Origin of the sequence: Xanthomonas sp. 3793 (genome assembly GCF_024806835.1) — a bacterium.
Lineage (GTDB): Bacteria > Pseudomonadota > Gammaproteobacteria > Xanthomonadales > Xanthomonadaceae > Xanthomonas > Xanthomonas arboricola_F.
This window is the reverse complement of the sequence record NZ_JANTYU010000003.1, coordinates 622,820-643,962: the sequence shown is the minus strand read 5'-3', so window position 1 is coordinate 643,962 and position 21,143 is coordinate 622,820. Positions and strand designations below refer to the sequence as shown.

Genomic DNA, 21,143 nt, shown 5'->3' with positions numbered 1-21,143 from the left:
ATCAAGAAGTTTCAAATGATATGAGTTGCCATGTTAAGGACGGCGAAGCAAAACGCTGTCCTGCACCGCAGCACACAATGATGCTGGGTTGCACAAAAAAAAGGGCGCGGACCAGGCCGCGCCCTTTGTCGCAGTAAGAAACTGCGACGTGGTGCACTGCGATCAGCGGCGCCCGGCACCGCCTCCGATCGGGGTGACGATCAGCGCCGAATCGTTGGCCGGGTTCGCATCCGGTGAGGCCGATGTGGCCCTGGCCTGCACGCGGATCGCACCATCGGACGGGATGGGCTTGGCTGCCACGGTCAGCTGGAACGCCAGCTGCGCGCCTGGCAGCACGACGGCCGCACTGCTGCACAAGAAGCGGGCATTACGCAGCGATTGCACCTGCTTGTCGCAGCGCCAGCCCTGCGGCGGCACCAACTGCGACAACGCAGACACTGTATTGCCTTCGATCACCAGGCCGGGACGCTGTGCCGGCGCGGCCCCGACGTTGTCCAGCAGCACGCGGTAGCTGGCGTTGAACGCGGTGGTCGGCAGGCTGGCGGGGCCTTCGAACCGCACCGCCAGGTCGCTGCGCGGCTGCGGCCGTGCCTGCACCACGACGGCCGCGGTGTCGGTGTTGTTGTCCGGCTGCGGGTCGGGCGACTGCGAGGCCACCGAAGCGGCCAGGGTCAGGGTGCGTCCGGCCAGGTCCGGGCCGGCATCCAGTTGCACTGCAAAACTCTGCGCAGATCCTGCCGCAAGCACCGGGATATTGCAGGTAAACGTGGTCTGCGTGGCATTGGTCTGGTTCTGGCAGATCCAGCCCGTCGGGGCAGTCAGACGCGCCCGTGCCGGCAGGTCGAACACCAACGCCAGCGCGGTGAACGGCGCGCGGTCCGGCCCTCGGTTCTCTACATCCACGGTGTAGTCGATGCGTTCGCCTTCGACCACCTGGTCGCGCGCGGCGGTGACAGCCACCTGCAAGTCCGCGTTCACCTGCTTGGTCATGCGCAACAGCACCACGGTGGGATCGTGATCGGACAAGCGCGTGGGCGTGTTGGCATCGTTGCGCGCGGCGCCGGGGAAGTCGGCATTGATGCGGGCATGGCCCACCGAAAGCGAGGCGATGTTGGGTGCGCGCATCAGCGCAGCGTTGGCCAGGATGTGATCCAGCGACTGCACGTTGCCGTCGAAGGCGTACGAGTAGCTCTGATCGGGCGTGTTGAACCAGGTCAGATCGGTGTAGTCCGGCTCGACCAGATCCACGCCGTCGCCGCCCACCACGGTCTGCGCATCCGGCGCCGGTTTGCCAGTGACGGTGCCAATCGCATCCACGTAGCCGTCGTTGAACTCGAAGGCGTTGAAGTCGCCCATCACCAGCACGTTTTCGTCAGGGTTCAATTGCTGACGCGTCTGCAGCAGGCGCGCCAGATACTCGGCCTGGGCCTGGCGCTTGGCGCGGATGCGGGTGCCGGCCGCGTCGTCGGTCTCGGCGCCGTTGAGCGAGCGCTGATGCACCACGATGGCAGTCAGCGGCAGCACGCGGCCATCGGCCTGATGCACGTTGGCAGTGAGCACCAGCGGCGGGCGGTCGTTGAGCAGGCTGACGCCGCCGCCCGGTTCTGTCCAGGTGGTGGTCTTGCCTTCCTGGGCGATGGACACCACTTCCACGCGCGGCACACGGCTGGCCACCTCGGCGGTCTTGACCAGGAAGCCGACGTCGATGCCGCCGACGTCGTTGCCTTCCTGCAGATAGGCCACGTACTGCGGATTGGGCTGCCCGCCGGCCACTGCATCGGCATTGATGCGCGCGGCCAGGGTCTGCAGCACGCTGAGGTTTTCCACTTCCACCGTGCCCAGGATGTCGGGTAGATGCAGGTAGCCGCGGATCGCCTGCGAGGCCTTGTTGAGGCGGGCCTGGAACGCGGCCGGCGTAAGTACCGGTTCGCCGATCGCCGGGTCGTTCTGGTCGTCGAAGAAGCGCTCCATGTTGTAGGTGGCCACGGCCACATCGTCGGCCTGCGGCCGCGGCGCCGGGCGCGGCAGGTCGGCACCGTTGCAGTAGACCTGCGGGGTGCGTTCCGGGTACAGCGTGTAACGGCGGAAGCTGTAATCCAACGGGCCGGTGGCACCGATCACCACACAACCCGATGCCAGATCCAGCCGCTCGGCACCCACGCCGGCACTGCCGACGGCGATCACTTCCGGGTTGGTATTCCAGCGCGGCACACCGGCAGGGGAGCCGGCCGGCAGCGGGTCGGGCAACTGCACGCCGGGCTCGCGAAAGGCACGCGGTACCCCGGTGACCACGGCATGGAACACGCCATTGCTGGTTGCTGTGGCGTTGACCTCGTTGACGTTGCCACCGGTGGGCGCATTGACGGTGAGGCTCGGAGCGGTGACGCGCATGCCTTCCAGCGCTTCGAGCTGGTCGTAGGCACCGTTCGGGTTGGGGAACACCGGACTCAGCAGCATCGGATCGGGCAACGGGTTGCCGGTCGAATCCAGCAGCACGGTCAAGGTGCCGCCGATCTCGGTCAGCGGCGGCTGGGTCGGGTCGGCGGTGGGCACGTATTCGATCACCGTGCCCTGCACGCGCACCCGGTTGCCGATGGCAGCTGCGTCCGGCGGTGCGCTGCCGGTGTAGACGTAGACGCCTTCGGAGGTGGCAGGGTCCGCATCGGTTTCGGCAGTGGGTGCCTGCAGGAAGAAGCCGGCGCTGCGGCGAGCGGTGACGATGCCCGAGGTGGCGACCACCTGACCTTCCAGCGGCGAGCGTGCACCCTTGCCCTGGATGGCGTGGATCGGCAGCAGCTGGAAGTCGTCGTTGACGATGGTGCCGGTGGCGCTCAGCGTGGCCGGCAGCGCGCCGGTGAGGCCGCTGATCTGCAGCGCGAAGGTCTCGTCGGGCTCGGGCGTGGTATCGCCCAGCACCTCCACCGCGATGGTGGCACTGCGCTCGCCAGCGGCAATCTGCACGCTGGTTGCCGGCAAGGCCACGTAGTCGCTGCCCGCTACCGCGGTGCCATTGGCGGTGGCAGCGGTGAAGCGCACCCCGCCCGCGCCGGCCGGCTGGCTCAGGCTCAGCGTGAACACGAAGCTGCGGCTGCCGCTGTTGCCTTCGGCCTGGCTGACATCGGCCAGCGTGGCGATCGGCTGTCCGCCGCCGCTGCACAGGCGTGCGGGGCTGGCGGCGTTGTGCGGAGCCGGCGCGCCGGTGGCGAAATCGGCCGCGTTGTTGTCGGTGTCGGTGCAGCCATCGCCGCCGCGCAGCACTGCCAGCGTATTGCTGGGGGCCGGCGTGGGCGCGTTGCCTTCGGCACAGCTGGCATTGCTGCCGTAGCCGACCAGGTCGGCATTGCCGGTGGGGCAGGCGCCGCTCAGCGCGGCCGCAGTGCTGCTCAGCGCCACCTTGCCGGCGGTCCCGCTCATGGCGGTGGTGCCGGTGGCGTCGGGCGTGGGCAGCGCAACGCTGCCGCCGCTGCCATCGGCCTGCTTGACCAGGTAGTAACCACCGGCCGGCACGTTGCCCGCCAACGGGGTGACCTGCCAGCTGCTGCCGGCGGCCGAGGCGTACTGCACCGACCAGCCGTCCAGGCTGACCGTGGTGCTGCCGATGTTGTGCAGCTCGATGAAATCGCTGCGGAGGGTGGCGCCGCTATTGCCGCCACCGCCGTAGACCTGGCTGATGACGACCTGGGCATTGGCGTGGCCGGCAACTGCCAGCGCACAGAGAAATACGGCTGCACGACGCTGCAACACATGCATGAGATGAGAGTCCCCTGATCCTTGAGACGTGAAACGCTCCCCTGGTCCGGCCACGTCCCTGGCCGGCAGCGCCGTTCGATTCTGCATGAATTTGCAGACCTTGGTTGACGATACGGTGACACCGGCGCAGCGGCTGCGACTGCCCAGCCGAAAGCGGTGGGTTTTTTCAAGAGTGAAGTACTGGTCGCGTACGCCACGGCATAACGAGGTCATCCGAGCAAACAGGCCACCGAGCCAACCGAGCGCTGCGGCAACGGCGCGATGCAGCGGCATACCCGGGTGACCGCGCTGCAGCCACCAGGCAAGTCCCGAACTGCGCCAGTCAGCCGACATGTCTGCACGGCAGGACGCTACGGCAAACACTGGAGATGGCGTTGCGGAGACCCAGCTCCAGCGCCGCTCTCGGCAGCCAGACATTCGATCTCCGCCTCCGCCTCCCGCCTCCGCCTCCCATTCCCAATTCCCAATTCCCAATTCCCAATTCCCAATTCCCGATTCCCGATTCCCCAATCCCCAATCCCCAATCCCCAATCCCCAATCCCCGCCGCTGAGCTACCCTGACCGGCCCGATCCATCTGCACTGCCATGCCCGTCGACAAGAACCTGCGTGACCTGGAACCCGGCATCCACACCGACCTGGAGGGGCGGCTGACCTACGGCGGCTATCTGCGGCTGGACCAGTTGTTGTCCGCACAGCAGCCGCTGTCCGAGCCGGCGCACCACGACGAGATGCTGTTCATCATCCAGCACCAGACGTCCGAGCTATGGCTCAAGCTGCTGGCGCACGAGCTGCGCGCGGCGATGGTGCACCTGCAGAACGACGAGGTCTGGCAGTGCCGCAAGGTGCTGGCGCGCAGCAAGCAGGTGCTGCGCCAGCTCACCGAGCAATGGTCGGTGCTGGAGACGCTGACGCCCAGCGAGTACATGGGCTTTCGCGATGTGCTCGGCCCCTCGTCGGGGTTTCAGTCGCTGCAATACCGCTACATCGAGTTCCTGCTCGGCAACAAGAACCCGCAGATGCTGCAGGTGTTCGCCTACGACCGGCAGGGCCAGGAGCGCCTGCGCGAAGTGCTCGAAGCGCCGAGCCTGTACGAAGAATTCCTGCGCTACCTGGCGCGCTTCGGCCACGCGATTCCGCAGCAGTATCAAACCCGCGACTGGACCGCCGCGCATGTCGCCGACGACGCCTTGCGCCCGGTGTTCGAGCGCATCTACGAAAACACCGACCGCTACTGGCGCGAATATGCGCTGTGCGAGGACCTGGTGGATGTGGAAACCCAGTTCCAGCTCTGGCGCTTCCGCCACATGCGCACGGTGATGCGGGTGATCGGCTTCAAGCGCGGCACCGGCGGCTCCAGCGGCGTGGGATTTTTGCAGCAGGCGCTGGCGCTGACGTTCTTCCCGGAACTGTTCGATGTGCGCACGTCGGTGGGTGTGGAAGGCCGGACGCCACAGGGCAATGCGGACGCTGCCAAGGACTGATCAGGGCGACACGCCTAGCAGCGCGCCAAGCTGAGCAGGGACATGCTAGGGAGGGACAAGCCGGGCAGGGCAACGCTGAGCGCGGCGAAAGCCAGGCAATGCAGTGAGTCGTAGCGCGCTCAAGCCCCTCTCCCCTGGGACGAAAGGCACGGCTTGCGCGCTAATGGCGCGCGTGGCTTGGAGCGAGTGCGGGTCGGGGCGCGGCGCGCAGCTTGGGGGTGAGGGTACGGGCAAGGGCGTTATTCCCAGGGACCAGCCACCGTGCCAATGCTGGGATATCGGTAACCGGCACCGCCCGGCGACTTCGCACCCTCATCCGCCCTTCGGGCACCTTCTCCCGACGGGAGAAGGGAGAAGGTGCAGACGTTCGATCGTGCGCGGCAGCTTCATCCTTGGTCTGCCGTTAACACAGCCAAGACTCAACCAATCCCCAATCCCCAATCCCCAATCCCCAATCCCCAATCCCCAATCCCCAATCCCGACAAAATCGTCACTTCCCGCCCACCGTCATCAGGTCGTCGACTCCGGCGAATTTGACGCGTACATGACGTCTAAGTGATCCTCGCGCGTCGCCCAGGGTTCCGCCCTGGGGCACCCAGCCATTACTGAATACGCAAGGGACACCACATGAGCGTTGACGCAACTGCGCCGACATCCGCTTCCACTCCGCCGCAGCCGCCTGCGCCTCCCGAGTTCCCCACGCTGCTTGGCCACCCCCGGCCGCTGTGGATGCTGTTCATGACCGAGTTCTGGGAACGCTTTGCGTTCTACGGCATTCGCTGGGCGCTGGTGCTGTACATCGTGGCGCAGTTCTTTGGCGGCGACGCCACCGGCCAGGCACCGGCCGGACGTACCTACGGCGCGTATCTGGCGCTGGTATATGCGGCGGCGATCTTCGGCGGTTATGTGGCCGACCGCGTGCTCGGTTACCAGCGCTCGATCCTGGTGGGCGCAGCAGTGATGGCGACCGGCCTGTTCCTGATCGCCATTCCCGACCACACCATGTTCGAGATCGGCCTGGCCACCGTGGTGGTGGGCAACGGCTTGTTCAAGCCAAACATCTCCACCATGGTCGGCAAGCTGTATTCGGTGGCCGATCCGCGCCGCGACAGCGGCTTCACCATCTTCTACATGGGCATCAACCTGGGCGCGATGATTTCGCCGGTGTTGACCCAGCTGCTGGCCGAGAAGGTGTTCGGCACCCAGGCCATGCCGTCGTACAAGATGGTGTTCATGGCCTCCGGCGCGGGCATGCTGATCAGCCTGGTGTGGTTCTGGATCGGCCGTGCCCAGCTCAAGGGCATTGGCGCGCCGGCACCGAACGCGCAGGGCATCGGCCGCGTGCTGATGGTGCTGGCCGGCTGCGTACTGGCGATTCCGGTGGTGTATTTCCTGCTGGCCGTCGGTGCCGATGTGCTGCAGATCGTGCTGACGGTGCTGTTCATCGGCCTGTCGGTGATGCTGCTGGTCGAAGGCATCCGCGAGGGCAAGGTGCAGCGCGACAAGGTGATCGCGATGCTGATCATCTTCGCCTTCAACGTGTTGTTCTGGATGTTCTTCGAACAGGCCGGCAGCTCGTTCACCTTCCTGGCCGACAACATCGTCAACCGCAATTTCGGCGAGTGGACCTTCCCGACCGCGTGGTTCCAGTCGGTCAACTCGATCGCCATCATTGCGCTGGCGCCGGTCATTGCCTGGATCTGGGTCAAGTCCGGCCGCTTCAATCCGTCGATTCCGCGCAAGTTCGGCCTGGGCCTGCTGTTCAACGGCCTGGCCTTCCTGCTGCTGATGTTTGCCTTGTCCAGCCTGGTCAACGACGCCGGCAAGATCCCGTTCTGGACCTTGTTCATGGTCTACGTCATCCAGTCGGTGGGCGAGCTGTGCCTGTCGCCGATCGGGTTGTCGATGGTGACCAAGCTGGCACCGGTGCGCCTGGTCGGTTTCGGCATGGGTGGCTGGTTCTTGTCCACCGGCATCGGTAACAACCTGTCGGGTATCTTTGCCGGCCATGTCAGCGGAAGCGAAGGCATGAGCGTGTCCTCGGCGCTGGGCGGGTATACCTTCGGGTTTTGGGCGCTGGTAGGCGCCGGTGCGCTGCTGTTCCTGATCGCGCCGCTGATCAACAAACTGATGCATGGTGTGAAGTGAGGAGAAAAGCGATGCCGAGCAACCCCATTGTCTGTGGCCTGCTGCTGGCCGGCCTGTTGAGCGCCTGCGGGCAACACGCCGAGCAACAGGAGGCGCCACGGCCGCTGGATACGTCGATGCAGAAGCCACCCAGTGCCGACCCCAGCCAGCCGGTGTCCTCGGGCAATACGCCGACTGCTGCCGATATCGCGGCAGCGGCCGCGCTCAATGCGCAGTACGACCCGTCGCGCGATCCGGCTGCCGATCTGGAAACGGCCAAGGTGGAGGCCAAGCGCGGTGGCAAGCGCATCGTGCTCAATGTTGGCAATGCCGCCTGCGAGCCGTGCAAGGCGCTGGACGAGCTGATGGGCGGCGACGCCGAGCTGCGCAGCTTCCGCGATGCGCACTTTGTGGTAGTCAAGGTCAATCGCGATGCGGCCAACGAAAACGCCACGTTCCTGTCGCAGTTCGCCCAGCTCAACGACTACCCGTCGCTGCTGGTGCTGGACAACGACGGCAAGCTGCTGACCACCCAGACCAGCCCGGAGCTGCGCAAGGGCGAAGGCTTCGATCGCAAGAAGCTGTTCGATTTCCTCAAGCAATGGGCGCCGCCGGAAGCCTGATGCGCTGCGAGCGCGTTGTACAAAAAAACCCCGCATTGCTGCGGGGTTTTTTTGTGTGCGTCAGTCCAGGTGCGGTGTCTGACGGGCGCGCAGACGCACATGGGCACTGCATGCGATGCCGGGCGATGTGAGCGGCTTTGGCAGTGCTGCCTGCAACAACACAGTTCCCGCAGCGATTGCGTAACCCCCCAGCGGGGTCGACATCAGCCAGCGCAGTGCCGCACGAACGCCATCGGATCGCACTGCAGAGCCAAGCTCAGTCCTTGCCCGCCATGCGCGGTAGCCCATCCTTGGCCAGCCGGTCGATCAACCGTTCCAGCAATTGCTGTTCCTCGTCACTGAACACCGACATCAGCCGTTGTTCCATCTCGTTGACCAGCGGTGCGACGGTTTCGTACACCTGGCGTCCGGCCGGCGACAGCGCCAGCATCGAGCGGCGGCGGTCGTCGCCATGGGTCTCGCGGCGGATGAAGCCACGTTCCAGCAGGCGCGCCACCGCGCGACTCACTGCAACTTTGTCCATCGCGGTGCGGTCGGAGACCTCACTGGCCGAAGAACCCGGATACAGCGCCAGGATGGTGATCACCCGCCACTCGGGAATGGCCATGCCGTAGCGGTCGCCGTAGACCTTGGCGATGTTGGCGCTGATGCGGTTGGACAGCACGCTGAGGCGATACGGCAGGAACTGCTCGAGGTTGAGCAGCACGGGGTGTTGCGGCGCATTGGAGGTGTCGTGATCGCTCATGTTGCACTGTGTCTTGATTTTGGTTTCATTTGCAACTACAAACGAGGGGTGGCCTGCGCATTCTCGCGGGTCTTCTGCCACCCCGCATAGCCCTGCGGGCCGCCTAGCGTGGAGAAACGACGATGAGCGCACAACCGAACAGCACTGTAGCCCGCCCCGACCCGGGGATGCAGGTCACCACCTTCGACAATCCGATGGGCATCGACGGCTTCGAGTTCGTCGAATTCGCCGCGCCCGCCGGCCAGGCCGCGCAACTGCACGACTATTTCCGCAAGATGGGCTTCAGCGCGGTGCTGCGCCACCGTAGCCGCGCCATTACCGTCTATCGCCAGGGTGGGGTCAATTTCCTGCTCAATGAAGAGCCCGATTCGTTTGCCGCCGACTTTGCCGCCGCGCACGGCCCCTGCGCCTGCGGGTTTGCGATCCGCTTCCGTACCCCGGCCGACACCGTGCTGCAGACGGTGCTGGGCAATGGCGGCGAAGCGGTGCAGAACAAGCCCCAGACGCGCGCGGTGCCCGCACCGGTGGTCAAGGGCATCGGCGATTGCATGCTGTATCTGGTGGACCGCTACGGCGATGCCGGCAGCATCTACGACGCCGACTTCGAACCGATCGAAGGCGCCGACCAGCAGCCGAGCGGCTTCGGCCTGACCTTCATCGACCATCTCACGCACAACCTGTATTTCGGCAACATGCAGCGCTGGTCGGACTATTACGAACGCCTGTTCAACTTCCGCGAGATCCGCTACTTCGACATCAAGGGCGCCAAGACCGGCCTGGTGTCCAAGGCGATGACCGCGCCGGACGGCATCGTGCGCATTCCGCTCAACGAGTCGTCCGACCCCAAGAGCCAGATCAACGAGTATCTGGACGCCTATCAGGGCGAAGGCATCCAGCACATCGCCTGTTTCACCGACGACATCTACGCCAGCGTGGAAAAGATGCGCGAGGCCGGGGTGACGTTCCTGGATACGCCGGACACCTACTTCGATGTGGTGGATCTGCGCATTCCCGACCACGGCGAAGATGTCGAGCGCCTGCGCCGCAACAAGATCCTGATCGATGCGGATGTGGACACCAAGCAACGCAAGCTGCTGCAGATCTTCACCACCAACTGCATCGGCCCGATCTTCTTCGAGATCATTCAGCGCAAGGGCAACGAAGGCTTCGGCGAGGGCAATTTCCAGGCATTGTTCGAAAGCATCGAACGCGATCAGATCAAGCGTGGGGTGCTTTGAGGGCGGGGATTGGGAATTCGCTGTTCGGGATTTGCCGAAGGCAATACGTTCAAGCGCCACATCATCAGGACACGGTTGTCTGACAAGACAAACCAGTAAGAGCTCACGCAGTTAAAGCCCCTCTCTCCACGGGACGAGAAGTCAACCTTGCGCGCCCCTGGGGCGCGTGCCTTGGAGCGCCCGCGCCGCAAGCGCGGGCCGGGGCGCGGAGCGGGGGTTGGGGTGAGGGTACGGTGGAGCGATGAAAATCAAACCGCCATTACCCACGGTTGCGCTCACCAACGCGCGTGCGTCACGGACAGGGATGACAGAAGCAGAGCGCGCACTTTGGCGCTGTCTCCGCAGCAATCAGCTACAAGGTTTCAAGTTCAGGCGTCAGCATCCGATTCCGCCTTACATCGCAGATTTTTGTTGTATTGATGCGGCGTTGATTGTTGAACTGGATGGCTCGCAGCATCAGACATCCAGCGATCAGGCAAGAACGCGGTGGCTGCAATCGAAGGGTTGGAGAGTGCTGCGGTTCTGGAACAACGATGTGTTGCTTTCGCTGGATGCGGTGGTCGAGATGATCTTCAAGGTGGTCGCTACGCCGTACCCTCACCCCAACCCCTCTCCCGCGGGGAGAGGGGCTTAATCCGCCAGGCCTCAGCTCTTCTTCGGTAGGAAAGCGGCCTGATTCAACTCAATCCCAACCTTCTGCATCCGGGGAGGGAGGGCCAAAATCCGGACGCATGCCATGCATAACAACGAGCACTACATGACCGGCTTCGGCAACGAGTTCGCAACCGAGGCGGTGCCAGGCAGCCTGCCGGTCGGGCAGAACTCGCCGCAGCGTGTGGCGCACGGGCTATATGCCGAGCAGCTGTCGGGCACCGCCTTCACCGCGCCACGCGGCGAGAACCGGCGCAGTTGGCTATACCGCATTCGCCCGGCCGCCGTGCATGGCAGCTTCTCCTTGATCGAGCAGTCGCAGTTCCACAACGACTTCGGCAGCGGCCCGGTACCGCCAGACCAGATGCGCTGGAGTCCACTGCCGTTGCCGGCTACGCCTACCGATTTCGTCGATGGTCTATACACCATGGCCGGCAATGGCAGCCCGGAGGCGATGACCGGCGTGGCCGTGCATCTGTATGCGGCCAATGCCTCCATGCACGATCGCTTCTTCTATGACGCCGATGGCGAGTTGTTGCTGGTGCCGCAGCAGGGCCGTCTGCGGGTGCACACCGAGCTCGGCGTGCTGGAGCTGGAGCCGCAGCGGATTGGGGTGATTCCGCGCGGCGTGCGCTTGCGCGTCGAGCTGCTCGATGACACGGCCCGCGGCTATGTCTGCGAGAACTTCGGTGGCTTGTTGCGCCTGCCCGACCTGGGGCCGATCGGCTCCAACGGGCTGGCCAATGCGCGTGATTTCGAAACGCCACATGCCGCCTTCGAACAGCGCGAAGGCGCGTTCGAACTGGTGGCGAAATTCCAGGGTCATCTATGGCGTGCGGACATCGGTCATTCGCCGCTGGATGTGGTGGCCTGGCATGGCAATTACGCGCCGTATCGCTACGATCTGCGCCGCTTCAACACCATCGGCTCGATCAGTTTCGATCATCCCGATCCGAGCATCTTCACCGTGCTGACCTCGCCCAGCGACACGCACGGCACGGCCAACATGGATTTTGCGATCTTTCCGCCACGCTGGCTGGTGGCGCAGCACACCTTTCGCCCGCCGTGGTTCCACCGCAATGTGGCCAGCGAGTTCATGGGCCTGGTGCATGGCGTCTACGACGCAAAGGCCGAAGGCTTCGCGCCGGGCGGGGCGTCGCTGCACAACTGCATGAGCGGGCACGGCCCGGATGCGGCGACCTTCGACAAGGCCTCGCAGGCGGACCTGTCGCGTCCCGACGTGATCGCCGAGACCATGGCCTTCATGTTCGAAACCCGAGCGGTATTGCGGCCCACCCAGCAGGCGCTACAGGCCAGCCACCGGCAAGGCGACTATCAGCAATGCTGGTCCGGATTGCGTGCAGGGTTCAAGGCACCGACTTCTGGCCCGGCTGACTAAGCGCGTGCAACACGAGGCCTGGCTGACCGTCAGGCGGACGCGCTAGGTGCGCGCTGCGACATGTCCCGCCCAGGCGATCCGGTTCCGGGTGCGCTGTCCACATGACTGCCCGCCACGTTTTCCTGGCCGCTCCAATCGAGCCGATCAAACCGGTTTGCGCTACCGGCATTGGCGCTCAATCGGCGGGCAAGCCCAGCGTTTCCCGGACGGGCACGGTCGTTCCTGTCGCTTCACCGGCATCGACCGCACGCACGCCCAGCGCAATCGCACAGTGGCGCGCCCCTGGCCAGCGGCTTTGCATCATCGCAGCGACGTACCTGCGACACCCTATGCCGTCGGCATTACGCAGCCTGCTCTGCATCCGGCAGCAGCTCTTCAATCCGCGTGCGCACACGCTGTGCATACGAGGCCGAGGTGAACTGCGGTAGCTCGCGCAAGGCCGTATGGATGGCGACACCGATCGCCTCTTCCGCGCGTGCGGCCTGCAACTGCCGGTGCAGTACCACCGCAACCGGATTGCGCTGCAACTGCAGGATGTCGAGCAGGTACAGGCGCGCGTTGGTGGCAGCGCGACGGCGCTGGCGTTGCAGATCCTCTTCGGTGGGCTCGGTGGCCGGCGGTGTCTGCAAGGTGGCAGGCGCCGTGGCAGTCGGCGCCATCGCGGCCATGGGCGCAGTCGAGCGCGATGCGCTGGCTTGCGCATCGTCGGTGTCGGTCAGATATCCCATTGCGCACAGCGTCTGCACCAGGGCGGCGCCGTGATCCCCCAGCAGCAGCGCCAGCGATGTCAGGTCGCGTTGACCGTCGGCCAGGATCAACGCGCGACGCTGCAATAACGTCAGCGGGCTGCGGTGCGATTGCAGCGCGGTCAGGGCGAGCTCGGTCTTGCGTGGGGTCATGGCGGCAGTCCTGCGAAGCCGACAGCGTGATCGCTGTCAATGAAGCGCCGATGACATCGCCGCGACGGGATGCGACCGCGCCCTGCACATTGCCGCGATGCCGGCTGTGTACGCTGGGCCAGGACATAGGGAGTGCAGCGATGACATGCAGACTGCTGGGTTTGATAGGGATGGTGCTGGTGATGGCCGGCTGTCATCGCGGCGACGACGCGCCGGCTGCGCAAGCGCCGGCCGAGGCCGCGCATGCGCCGGTCGCGTCTGCCAACGATCAGCCCGCAGATGCAGTGCCGCCGGCGACCGCCCCGCCTGGCACGTTTCCGCCGCATCTGCGTCAGCAGCCGACCACGCTTGCGCGGATGGACGGCTACGGCGACCTGCGGTTGGGCATGGATGCCGAACAGGCACGCAAGGCCTGGGGTGGCGAACTACGCGGCGATGCGGCCAGCGACGGCGGGTGCTACTTCTTGCGCCCGCAGTGGGCCGATGACGCGCGTCGGTTCGGTTTCATGTTCGAAGGCGATCGTCTGCTGCGCTATCAGACCAACGAGGCGAAGGAAGTCGCGCCCGGTGGCGGCAGGGTCGGCATGACGCTCGCGCAGCTGCGCGCGCTGTATCCCGACGGGTTGGATGCACAGCCACACAAGTACCTGCCCGGCGCGCAGACGCTGCGCCACGCCAGCGCCGCGACGCAGTCTGCGGTGGTCTTCGAGACCGATGCCGACGGTAGGGTCAGCAGCTGGCGGGTAGGGCGGTCGCCGCAGGTGGATTATGTGGAAGGCTGCGGCTGAGCTGCGTGTCGCGTGGCATGTCGGTGTCGGCCTGTCGCCGCAGGCACACACGCAGATGCTGACGCTGCAGCGCTCGGTAGATGGATGATCCACGCTCGCTCGCATAGCGCTGCTAGCGTAGCGTCGCTGCGGCACTGCAGCCCATGGATAGGCAGCACGTGCTGGTTCGCCCGCCTGCGGGGCGGCGCCGATGCAAAGGCAGCGGTCGAGGTCTGCAGGAGTGCTATCGATGCACGCTCGGACGCAGGGGTTTGTGCAATGCGTACAGATGCCGTATCGCACCCCCGAAGCACCGTTGCATCCATTGCGACTGGAGCAGTACTGCCGGGGAACTGCGTTACGCGTAACAAGGCCGCTGCACGCACTCGCGTCACCGGTGCCGCGCGAGATCAGCGCTCCGCTGCAGGTCGCTCATGCTGCTTGGCGGTCTCTGCGTTCTCGCCGACATCGCCTTCGGCCGTCGGCGAGGGCAGGCCTTCCTTTTCCATGTCGCCGTGGTTGGGCACTTCCGGGCGGTTTTCCATCATCAGCGACAGCGCGGCCTTGGCCATCATGTGCGCGCTGATCGGCGCGGTGATGAACAGGAACACGGTGATCAGCAACTCGCGCGGCTGCGGGTCCACGCCCAGGAACAGGTGATACCCCACCGAGCCTAACAGCACGCAGCCCACGCCCAGCGTGCTCGCCTTGGTCGGCGCATGCAGGCGCTTGAAGAAGTCCGACAGTTTCACCAGACCGAACGCACCGATCAGGATGAAGAAGGTGCCGACCAGCAACAGCGCGCTCAGCAGGTATTCGGTGAGCGCGATCATTCGACGATATCCCGACGCAGCACGAATTTGCTCAACACCACGGTGCTGCCGAAGCCCAGCATCGCAATCACCAGCGCCGCCTCGAAATAGATTGGCGAATCCAGATACATGCCCAGCAACATCAGTTCGGCGATGGCGGTGACCGAGAGCGTATCCAGCGCCAGGATGCGGTCCGGCACCGTCGGGCCGCGCAGCAGCCGCCACAATGCCATCAGGATGGCCAGGCCTACCGCGTGCATGCAGATGACGATGGTCGATTCGATGAACATGTGACCGGTCATGGAAAGATCTCCATCAGAGGTTTTTCGTAGCGGGTCTTGATCTCGGCGATCAACGCGTCCGGGTCGTCCAGATGCAGCACATGCACCAACAGGTATTTGCGGTCGTCCGACAACGCCGCTGACACCGTGCCAGGCGTCAGCGTGATCATGCTCGTCAGCGCCGCAATGCCGTGGATATTGGCGATATCCAGCGGCACCCAGATAAAGCCGGGGTGGATGCGCGATTCCGGCCCGAGTACCTGGATGGCGACCTTGATGTTGGAGCGCACGATGTCGCCGGCCGCCACCAGCAACATGCGCGGGACCGAGCGCAGCGAGCCGATGCGGGCGAATTCGCGGTCCAGCCGCGCGGCGAAGATCGGCACAACCACGCCCAGCAGTGCGCCCAGCACCCATTGCTGCGGCCCGAAGCTGTCGCTGAGCAGCAGCCAGAACACGAACACGGTGACAGTCAACGACGGCGAGGGCAGCAACCGGCGCCGCAAGGGCATGCGCGCGCTCATGGCTGCCTCCGTTGTGGCGTGGTGGCGCGCACCTGATCCACATACGCACCGGGGTCGCGCAACTGGGCAGCGGCGGCATCGGTGTAGCGCATCAGCGGTTCGGCACCGACCGTCATCGCCACCAGGCCGCTCAGCAGCAGAACCGTTGCGGCGGTTTCCACCGGTCGCATGCGGCCACGGCGTTGCGGCTGGAGTTCGGGCGTGTCTTCCACTGCCTCCGGCACGCGCCAGAACAGTCGCACGCCGGCGCGGGTCAAGCCGATCACCACCAACAGGCTGCTGCCGAGAATCGCGCCCCAGACCGGTCCGACCAGGCCGTCGGGCACATGCTGCAGCAAGGCCGCCTTGGCGAGGAATCCGGACAGCGGCGGCAGGCCGGCGACCGCGACCGCAGCGATCATGAACATCGCGCCGGGTATCCCACGCCGCGGCAGCGGTGCGACCACTTCCTTGCGATCGCTGGCGCTGCCGCGGCGGCGCCGGATCAGGTCCGACACCATGAACAGGGCCGCGGCCACAAAGCTGCTGTGCGGCAGGTAGTACAGGCCCGCACCCAACGCGCCGGCATCGTCGAGCGAGAAGGCGATGAACAAGGTCGCAGCCGAAAACACCACCAGATACGACACCATCACCCGCAACCGCGATGCGGCCATCACCCCGAAGGCGGCCATCAGCAGCGTCGCAATGCCCAGCCACAGCAGCGCATGCCGGCCAAACCCATGCAGCGCGCCGGCACTGGCGCCAAACCACAGCGAGGACACACGCAACGTTGCGTACAGCCCAACCTTGGTCATGATCGCGAACAATGCCGCTACCGCTGCCGGCGCGCGCGAATAAGTCTCCGGCAACCACAGGTACAGCGGCAGCAACGCAGCCTTGCTGCAGAACACCAGCAGCAACAAGCCCAACGATGCCTTGGCCAGCGGCACGTCCTGCGCCGGTAGGTCGGCAATACGTTGCGACAATTCGGCCATGTTGAGCGTGCCGAAGACGCCAAACAGCAGGCCCAGCGCAATCAGAAACAGCGTCGACGCACACACGTTGAACACCACGTAATGCAGGCCGACGCGCATCTGCAGGCCGCGCCCGCCACTGAGCAGCAACCCGTAGGAGGCGATCAGCATCACCTCGAAGAACACGAACAGGTTGAAGATGTCGCCGGTCAGGAATGCGCCGTTCAAGCCCATCAACTGGAACTGGAACAAGGCATGGAAGTGCGGCGCGCGACGATCCCAGCCGGCGCAGGCATGCAGCAGGCAGGCCGAGCCCAGGACCAGGGTGGTCAACAGCATCCATGCCGACAGCCGGTCGCCCATCAGTACGATGCCCAACCGCGCCGGCCAGTCGCCGAGCAGATACACCAGCACGCCGCCCTCCGCGGCACGTGCGAACAACGCAACCACCGCCGCTGCCAGCAAGGCCATGCTCGCCCACGCCACACTGCGCTGCACGCGCGGCCCGTAGCGGCGGTGCTCGACAAACAGCGATGCGGACGCGCCCAGCATCGGGATCAGAATCGGCAGGATCAACAGATGATTCATCGCCGCGCCTGCCGCGTATCCACGCCGGTGGCGGCATCTTCATGCGCATCCACGTGATCGCTGCCGTTGTCGCTGCGGCTGCGGATCGCCAGCACCAGGCTCACCGCCGTCATCGCAAAGGCAATCACGATCGCCGTCAGCACCAGCGCTTGCGGCAACGGGTCGGTGTAGTGCAGCAGGTCCACCGGCACGCCCTCGCGCAACACCGGCGGCTGGCCGCTGCGCAGCCGTCCGCCGGCGAAGATCAGCAGGTTGGTCGCGTAGGACAGGAAGGTCATCCCCAGGATCACATCGAAGCTGCGCGCGCGCAGCAACAGATAGATCGCCAATGCGGTGAGGACGCCGATGGCGCTTGCCACTGCCAGTTCCATCAATGCTGCTCCGCGGTGCGTGTCGAACGTTGGGTGGGGTCGATCTCGCCGCGCTGCGAACTGCGCGTACGCGAGGGCTTGATCGTGCCCATCATCGACAGCATCAACATCGCCGCACCGAACACCACCAGATACACCCCGATATCGAACCCCAATGCGCTGGCCAGTTCCAGATCGCCCAGCAGCGGCAGCGGAATCTCCACATGCCCGCTGCTCAGGAACGGCAACCCGAACAGCAGCGAGCCGGCACCGCTGAGCAGCGCGCACAACAGGCCGATGCCGATCAGCCGGATGTAGTCGAAGCCGAAGCGCGATTCCACCGACGCGGTGCCCTGGATCACGTACTGCATCAGCAACGGCACCGCCAGCACCAGCCCGGCGATGAAGCCGCCACCGGGCGCGTTGTGACCGCGCAGGAACAGGAACAGGGACACGGTCAGCGTCAGCGGGAACATGATCTGCGCCAGATCCGCCGGCACCGGCAACCGGATCGGCGGCCCGGGCATGCTGCGTTCCGGTGCCATGCGCGAGCGTCGCAACAGCGCATGCACCACCAACCCGGCAATCGCGAACACCGTGATCTCGCCAAACGTATCGAAACCGCGGAAATCCACCAGGATCACGTTGACCACGTTGCGCCCATACGCCTCGGGCAACGCGCGCTGCAGCAGTTCGCCGGCAACGGTATGGCTGGACTGCGTCATCAAGGTGTACGACAGCGCGGCCAGTCCGGCGCCACCGGCGATCGCAAGGCAGGCGTCGCGGATCTTGCGCAGCCGCGCGCGCTCGGGCAGCGAGCGTTCGGGCAGGTAGTTCATCGCCAGCAGCATCAGCACCAGTGTCACCATCTCCACCAGCAGCTGCGTCAGCGCCAGGTCCGGCGCCGACAGGAACACGAAGGTCAGGCTCACCGCCAGCCCGGTGCCGCCGAGCACCAGCACCGCCAGCAGGCGCTGCCTGTACAGGAACAGGCTGCCCAACGCACAGGCGATCATCAGCAGCCAGACCGTCCAGCCCAGCAGCGGCATCGGCGTGGGTGCCGGCCAGGCCGGCAGCGCGCCGCCCTGCAGGAACGGCACCAGCGCCACCACCACCGCGCTCAGCACCAGCAACATCAGCATGCGCTGCAGATTGCCGTTGGTGATCGCGTCGGTCATGTGCGTGGTGGCGCTAAACAGCGCACGCAGGTTCCAGTGGAACATGGCCTTGCCGGGCGAGCGGTTCTGCACCGCATACAGATCCAGCAGGCGGCGGATCGCCATGTACAGCAGCGTGCCGCCGATCATGCCGGCCACGCTCATTGCCAACGGCCAGTTCAAGCCGTGCCACAGCGCCAGACTGTAGTCGGGCAATCGATCGCCAAGAATCGCGCCGGCTCCGGCGCGCAGCACAGGCGCCACCGTCCATGCCGGCACGATGCCGACCGCCAGGCAGATCAGCACCAGCACTTCCACCGGGATCTTCATCCAGCGCGGCGGCTCGTGCGGTGTGGTTTCCAGATCGCGTGGGCCGTGGCCGAAGAAGGTGTCGTGTACAAACCGCAGGCTGTAAGCCACCCCGAGCAGGCCGGCCAGCAACGCGGCGATGCTCGCCAGGATGCGCATCGGTTCCGGCGCCTGGGTCTCCAGCGCCACCGCAAAGAACATTTCCTTGGACAGGAAGCCATTGAGCAGCGGAATGCCCGCCATCGCCAACGATGCGATGATCGCCAATGCACTGGTAAACGGCATCAGCCGGCGCAGATTGCCCAGCCTGCGCATGTCGCGCGTACCGGTCTCGTGGTCGATGATGCCCGCAGCCATGAACAACGACGCCTTGAACACGGCGTGGTTGAGGATGTGGAACACGCCCGCCACCACCGCCATCGGCGTCGACAGGCCGAACAGCATCGTGATCAGGCCAAGATGCGAGATGGTGGAGTACGCCAGTACGCCCTTGAGGTCGTGCTGGAAGATCGCATGCCACGCGCCCAGCAACAGCGTGATCGCGCCGATGCTGGTGACGGTGTAAAAAAACAGGTCGGTGCCGGCCAGTGCGGGATGCAGGCGCGCCAGCAAAAACACCCCGGCCTTCACCATCGTGGCCGAGTGCAGGTACGCCGACACCGGCGTGGGCGCGGCCATCGCCTGCGGCAACCAGAAGTGAAACGGAAACTGCGCGCTCTTGGTAAAGATGCCCAACAGCACCAATCCCAGTGCATACGGATACAGCGGGCTGGCGCGGATCACATCGCCGGCGGCCAGTACGGCATCCAGCTGAAAACTGCCGACGATGCGGCCGAGCATCAGCACCCCGCCCAGCAGCGCCAGACCACCGCCAGCAGTCAGCACGAATGCCATGCGTGCGCCTTCGCGTGCATCCTTGCGGTGCGACCAGAACCCGATCAGCAGGAACGAGCTGATGCTGGTGAGCTCCCAGAACACCATCAGCAACAGCAGATTGCCCGACAGCACCATGCCGAGCATGGCGCCCATGAACAGCAACAGATAGGCAAAAAAGCGCGAAGCGCTATCGCGTGCGCTCAGGTAGTAATGCGCATACATCACCACCAATGCGCCGATGCCCAGCACCAGCAGCGCGAACATCCAGGCCAGCCCATCGAGCCGCAGCGAGAACATCAAACCGATCTGCGGCAACCACGCATGCTCGCTGCCAATCACCTCGCCGCGCAGCACTGCCGGCGTCAGCGTGGCAAGCACCAGCAGACCGGCCAATGGCGCAGCCGCAGCCAACCACGCAGTGATCGAACGTGGCGTGCGCGAGAACAGCGCGACGGCGGCGGCCATCAGGAACGGCAGCGCCAGCATAATTTCCAGCGGAAAAGGCATGCAGGGAACACAGGATTCGCGAGCAGGCCAGAGAGCTTAACAAACCGTTGACTGACGTCAGTGTCAACGCCGGCGCCGCGCACAGGCGCAATTGCCGGCCAAACGGCGCGCGCATCGACGTCGGGGACTGGGTATGCTGCTGTCATTCAGGACCATGTCGTTGCCCCGTGACCGCCACCCATCCCGCTCCGTCCACCGCTGTGTCTGCGCCGCGCGCCCTGGTTTTTGGCGGCAGCGGGCAGATTGGCGAGCGTCTGCTGACCCGGCTGCTGAGCCGCGGGTGGCAGGTGACGGCATGGTCGCGGCAGCCGCGTGCGGCGCGTTCCGGGTTGATCTGGCGGCAAGGCGATCTGGCTGTGCCGGCCGCCGCAGGCGATGCCTTCGAGGTGATCTTCAGCTGCGGGCCGCTGGATCACTTCGCCCGCTGGTATGCCGAAAATCCGGTGGTCGCATCGCGCATCGTGGCGTTCGGTTCCACCAGCGTGGAGGTCAAGGAGCATTCGATCGATGCGGCCGAGCGCGACGTGGCGCGACGGCTGGCGCATGCCGAACAGGCGCTGTTTTCTGCGGCCATGGCGCGCGGCGCCACCGCCACCGTGCTGCGCCCGACCCTGGTCTACGGTGCCGGACGCGACAAGACGCTCACCCAGATTGCCGGCCTGGCCCAGCGCACCGGCGCCTTCGTGCTGCCGGCCAATGCCACCGGTCTGCGTCAGCCGGTACATGTGGACGATCTGGCCAGCGCGGCGCTGGCGGTGATCGGCCAACCGGCGACCCAGCAACGCAGCTACGCGGTGGGCGGCGGCGAAGTGCTGGCCTACACGCAGATGGTGGAACGGGTGCTGCAGGCGCTGCCACGGCCGGCGCGGCTCTATCAGGTGCCGCCCAGCCTGTTCGGGCTTGCGCTCACTGCCGCGCAACGCCTGGGCCGCCTGGGTGGCATGAACGCGGCGGCGCTGCAGCGCATGCGCGACGACCTGGTATTCGACCTGGAACCGGCACGTCGCGATTTCGGCTATGCCCCGCGCGTATTTCGCCCGCTGCCGGAAGAGCTCGGTATCGGCGAGTAATGCCGTGCGCGCGTGGCGCGTGGTGCGCTCGATGT

17 protein-coding genes are annotated in these 21,143 nt (G+C 65.4%); 8 read left to right on the top strand and 9 right to left on the bottom strand.

All coding sequences use genetic code 11. The features are described from left to right. Positions 1–162 precede the first annotated feature (162 nt). Positions 163–3,750: a lamin tail domain-containing protein gene (locus tag FHY18_RS13115; RefSeq protein WP_259155839.1), complete on the bottom strand. Its 3,588-nt coding sequence runs from the start codon at positions 3,748–3,750 to the stop codon at positions 163–165. Between the two features lie 585 nt (positions 3,751–4,335). On the opposite strand from FHY18_RS13115, the gene FHY18_RS13110 reads away from it, so the two are divergent. The 3 genes from FHY18_RS13110 to FHY18_RS13100 all read left to right on the top strand — a co-directional run bounded on the left by FHY18_RS13110 (position 4,336) and on the right by FHY18_RS13100 (position 7,982). After that, complete coding sequence (locus FHY18_RS13110; RefSeq protein WP_259155837.1) at positions 4,336–5,232, top strand: tryptophan 2,3-dioxygenase family protein; 897 nt, start codon at positions 4,336–4,338, stop codon at positions 5,230–5,232. 627 nt (positions 5,233–5,859) lie between these two features. Beyond that, the gene (locus FHY18_RS13105; RefSeq protein ID WP_046962817.1) at positions 5,860–7,380 is read left to right on the top strand and encodes an oligopeptide:H+ symporter; all 1,521 of its coding nucleotides are present in this window, start codon (positions 5,860–5,862) and stop codon (positions 7,378–7,380) included. Between the two features lie 11 nt (positions 7,381–7,391). Then, a complete protein-coding gene (locus tag FHY18_RS13100; RefSeq protein WP_259155829.1) occupies positions 7,392–7,982 on the top strand; it encodes a thioredoxin family protein in 591 nt (196 codons plus the stop codon). A gap of 256 nt (positions 7,983–8,238) precedes the next feature. Here FHY18_RS13100 and FHY18_RS13095 read toward each other — a convergent pair whose 3' ends face one another. Then, positions 8,239–8,727 carry a MarR family transcriptional regulator gene (locus FHY18_RS13095; RefSeq protein ID WP_005990619.1) on the bottom strand — a complete coding sequence of 163 codons (489 nt, stop codon included), beginning with the start codon at positions 8,725–8,727 and terminating at the stop codon, positions 8,239–8,241. Positions 8,728–8,849: 122 nt separating this feature from the next. On the opposite strand from FHY18_RS13095, the gene hppD reads away from it, so the two are divergent. The 3 genes from hppD (at position 8,850) to hmgA (ending at position 12,015) form a co-directional block, all read left to right on the top strand. Beyond that, positions 8,850–9,965, top strand: a complete 1,116-nt coding sequence (gene hppD, locus FHY18_RS13090) for a 4-hydroxyphenylpyruvate dioxygenase (protein ID WP_259155828.1) — start codon at positions 8,850–8,852, stop codon at positions 9,963–9,965. Between the two features lie 241 nt (positions 9,966–10,206). Beyond that, the gene (locus tag FHY18_RS13085; protein ID WP_259155826.1) at positions 10,207–10,599 is read left to right on the top strand and encodes an endonuclease domain-containing protein; all 393 of its coding nucleotides are present in this window, start codon (positions 10,207–10,209) and stop codon (positions 10,597–10,599) included. Between the two features lie 102 nt (positions 10,600–10,701). Then, positions 10,702–12,015, top strand: a complete 1,314-nt coding sequence (gene hmgA, locus FHY18_RS13080) for a homogentisate 1,2-dioxygenase (protein WP_259155824.1) — start codon at positions 10,702–10,704, stop codon at positions 12,013–12,015. A 341-nt stretch (positions 12,016–12,356) separates the two neighbouring features. On the opposite strand, the gene FHY18_RS13075 is transcribed toward hmgA, so the two are convergent. Next, positions 12,357–12,914 carry a hypothetical protein gene (locus FHY18_RS13075; protein WP_259155823.1) on the bottom strand — a complete coding sequence of 186 codons (558 nt, stop codon included), beginning with the start codon at positions 12,912–12,914 and terminating at the stop codon, positions 12,357–12,359. Between the two features lie 164 nt (positions 12,915–13,078). Here FHY18_RS13075 and FHY18_RS13070 point away from each other — a divergent pair, with 164 nt between their 5' ends. After that, a complete protein-coding gene (locus FHY18_RS13070; RefSeq protein ID WP_259155983.1) occupies positions 13,079–13,702 on the top strand; it encodes a lectin in 624 nt (207 codons plus the stop codon). Between the two features lie 389 nt (positions 13,703–14,091). Here FHY18_RS13070 and FHY18_RS13065 read toward each other — a convergent pair whose 3' ends face one another. Genes FHY18_RS13065 through FHY18_RS13040 form a run of 6 tightly spaced genes read right to left on the bottom strand, consistent with a single transcriptional unit; the run spans position 14,092 to position 20,038 of the window. Further along, entirely contained in the window at positions 14,092–14,514 is a 423-nt protein-coding gene (locus FHY18_RS13065; RefSeq protein ID WP_259155822.1) for a Na+/H+ antiporter subunit G, read from the bottom strand. Continuing rightward, positions 14,511–14,795 (bottom strand): K+/H+ antiporter subunit F, encoded by a 285-nt coding sequence (locus FHY18_RS13060; protein ID WP_029218577.1) that lies wholly within the window; start codon positions 14,793–14,795, stop codon positions 14,511–14,513. The genes FHY18_RS13065 and FHY18_RS13060 overlap by 4 nt, the downstream gene beginning before the upstream one ends. Next, a complete protein-coding gene (locus FHY18_RS13055) occupies positions 14,792–15,298 on the bottom strand; it encodes a Na+/H+ antiporter subunit E (protein ID WP_259155820.1) in 507 nt (168 codons plus the stop codon). Before FHY18_RS13055 ends, FHY18_RS13060 begins: the two co-directional genes overlap by 4 nt. Next, positions 15,295–16,839, bottom strand: coding sequence for a monovalent cation/H+ antiporter subunit D (locus tag FHY18_RS13050; protein ID WP_259155819.1), 1,545 nt, complete (start codon positions 16,837–16,839; stop codon positions 15,295–15,297). Before FHY18_RS13050 ends, FHY18_RS13055 begins: the two co-directional genes overlap by 4 nt. Then, positions 16,836–17,210, bottom strand: coding sequence for a Na+/H+ antiporter subunit C (locus FHY18_RS13045; protein ID WP_259155818.1), 375 nt, complete (start codon positions 17,208–17,210; stop codon positions 16,836–16,838). The genes FHY18_RS13050 and FHY18_RS13045 overlap by 4 nt, the downstream gene beginning before the upstream one ends. Then, positions 17,210–20,038, bottom strand: a complete 2,829-nt coding sequence (locus FHY18_RS13040; protein ID WP_259155817.1) for a monovalent cation/H+ antiporter subunit A — start codon at positions 20,036–20,038, stop codon at positions 17,210–17,212. The genes FHY18_RS13045 and FHY18_RS13040 overlap by 1 nt, the downstream gene beginning before the upstream one ends. 167 nt (positions 20,039–20,205) lie before the next feature. On the opposite strand from FHY18_RS13040, the gene FHY18_RS13035 reads away from it, so the two are divergent. Next, on the top strand, positions 20,206–21,108 hold the full coding sequence (locus FHY18_RS13035) for an NAD-dependent epimerase/dehydratase family protein (protein ID WP_259155816.1): 903 nt from the start codon (positions 20,206–20,208) through the stop codon (positions 21,106–21,108). Positions 21,109–21,143: the final 35 nt, after the last annotated feature.

Excerpts from the sequence above, each read along its gene's own strand:
- FHY18_RS13085 (WP_259155826.1), top strand. The coding sequence starts at position 10,207 with ATGAAAATCAAACCGCCATTACCCACGGTTGCGCTCACCAACGCGCGT.
- FHY18_RS13095 (WP_005990619.1), bottom strand. The coding sequence starts at position 8,727 with ATGAGCGATCACGACACCTCCAATGCGCCGCAACACCCCGTGCTGCTC.
- FHY18_RS13100 (WP_259155829.1), top strand. The coding sequence starts at position 7,392 with ATGCCGAGCAACCCCATTGTCTGTGGCCTGCTGCTGGCCGGCCTGTTG.
- FHY18_RS13060 (WP_029218577.1), bottom strand. The coding sequence starts at position 14,795 with ATGACCGGTCACATGTTCATCGAATCGACCATCGTCATCTGCATGCAC.
- hppD (WP_259155828.1), top strand. The coding sequence starts at position 8,850 with ATGAGCGCACAACCGAACAGCACTGTAGCCCGCCCCGACCCGGGGATG.
- FHY18_RS13065 (WP_259155822.1), bottom strand. The coding sequence starts at position 14,514 with ATGATCGCGCTCACCGAATACCTGCTGAGCGCGCTGTTGCTGGTCGGC.
- FHY18_RS13115 (WP_259155839.1), bottom strand. The coding sequence starts at position 3,750 with ATGCATGTGTTGCAGCGTCGTGCAGCCGTATTTCTCTGTGCGCTGGCA.
- FHY18_RS13110 (WP_259155837.1), top strand. The coding sequence starts at position 4,336 with ATGCCCGTCGACAAGAACCTGCGTGACCTGGAACCCGGCATCCACACC.
- FHY18_RS13040 (WP_259155817.1), bottom strand. The coding sequence starts at position 20,038 with ATGCCTTTTCCGCTGGAAATTATGCTGGCGCTGCCGTTCCTGATGGCC.
- FHY18_RS13105 (WP_046962817.1), top strand. The coding sequence starts at position 5,860 with ATGAGCGTTGACGCAACTGCGCCGACATCCGCTTCCACTCCGCCGCAG.
- FHY18_RS13045 (WP_259155818.1), bottom strand. The coding sequence starts at position 17,210 with ATGGAACTGGCAGTGGCAAGCGCCATCGGCGTCCTCACCGCATTGGCG.
- FHY18_RS13075 (WP_259155823.1), bottom strand. The coding sequence starts at position 12,914 with ATGACCCCACGCAAGACCGAGCTCGCCCTGACCGCGCTGCAATCGCAC.
- FHY18_RS13055 (WP_259155820.1), bottom strand. The coding sequence starts at position 15,298 with ATGAGCGCGCGCATGCCCTTGCGGCGCCGGTTGCTGCCCTCGCCGTCG.
- hmgA (WP_259155824.1), top strand. The coding sequence starts at position 10,702 with ATGCATAACAACGAGCACTACATGACCGGCTTCGGCAACGAGTTCGCA.
- FHY18_RS13050 (WP_259155819.1), bottom strand. The coding sequence starts at position 16,839 with ATGAATCATCTGTTGATCCTGCCGATTCTGATCCCGATGCTGGGCGCG.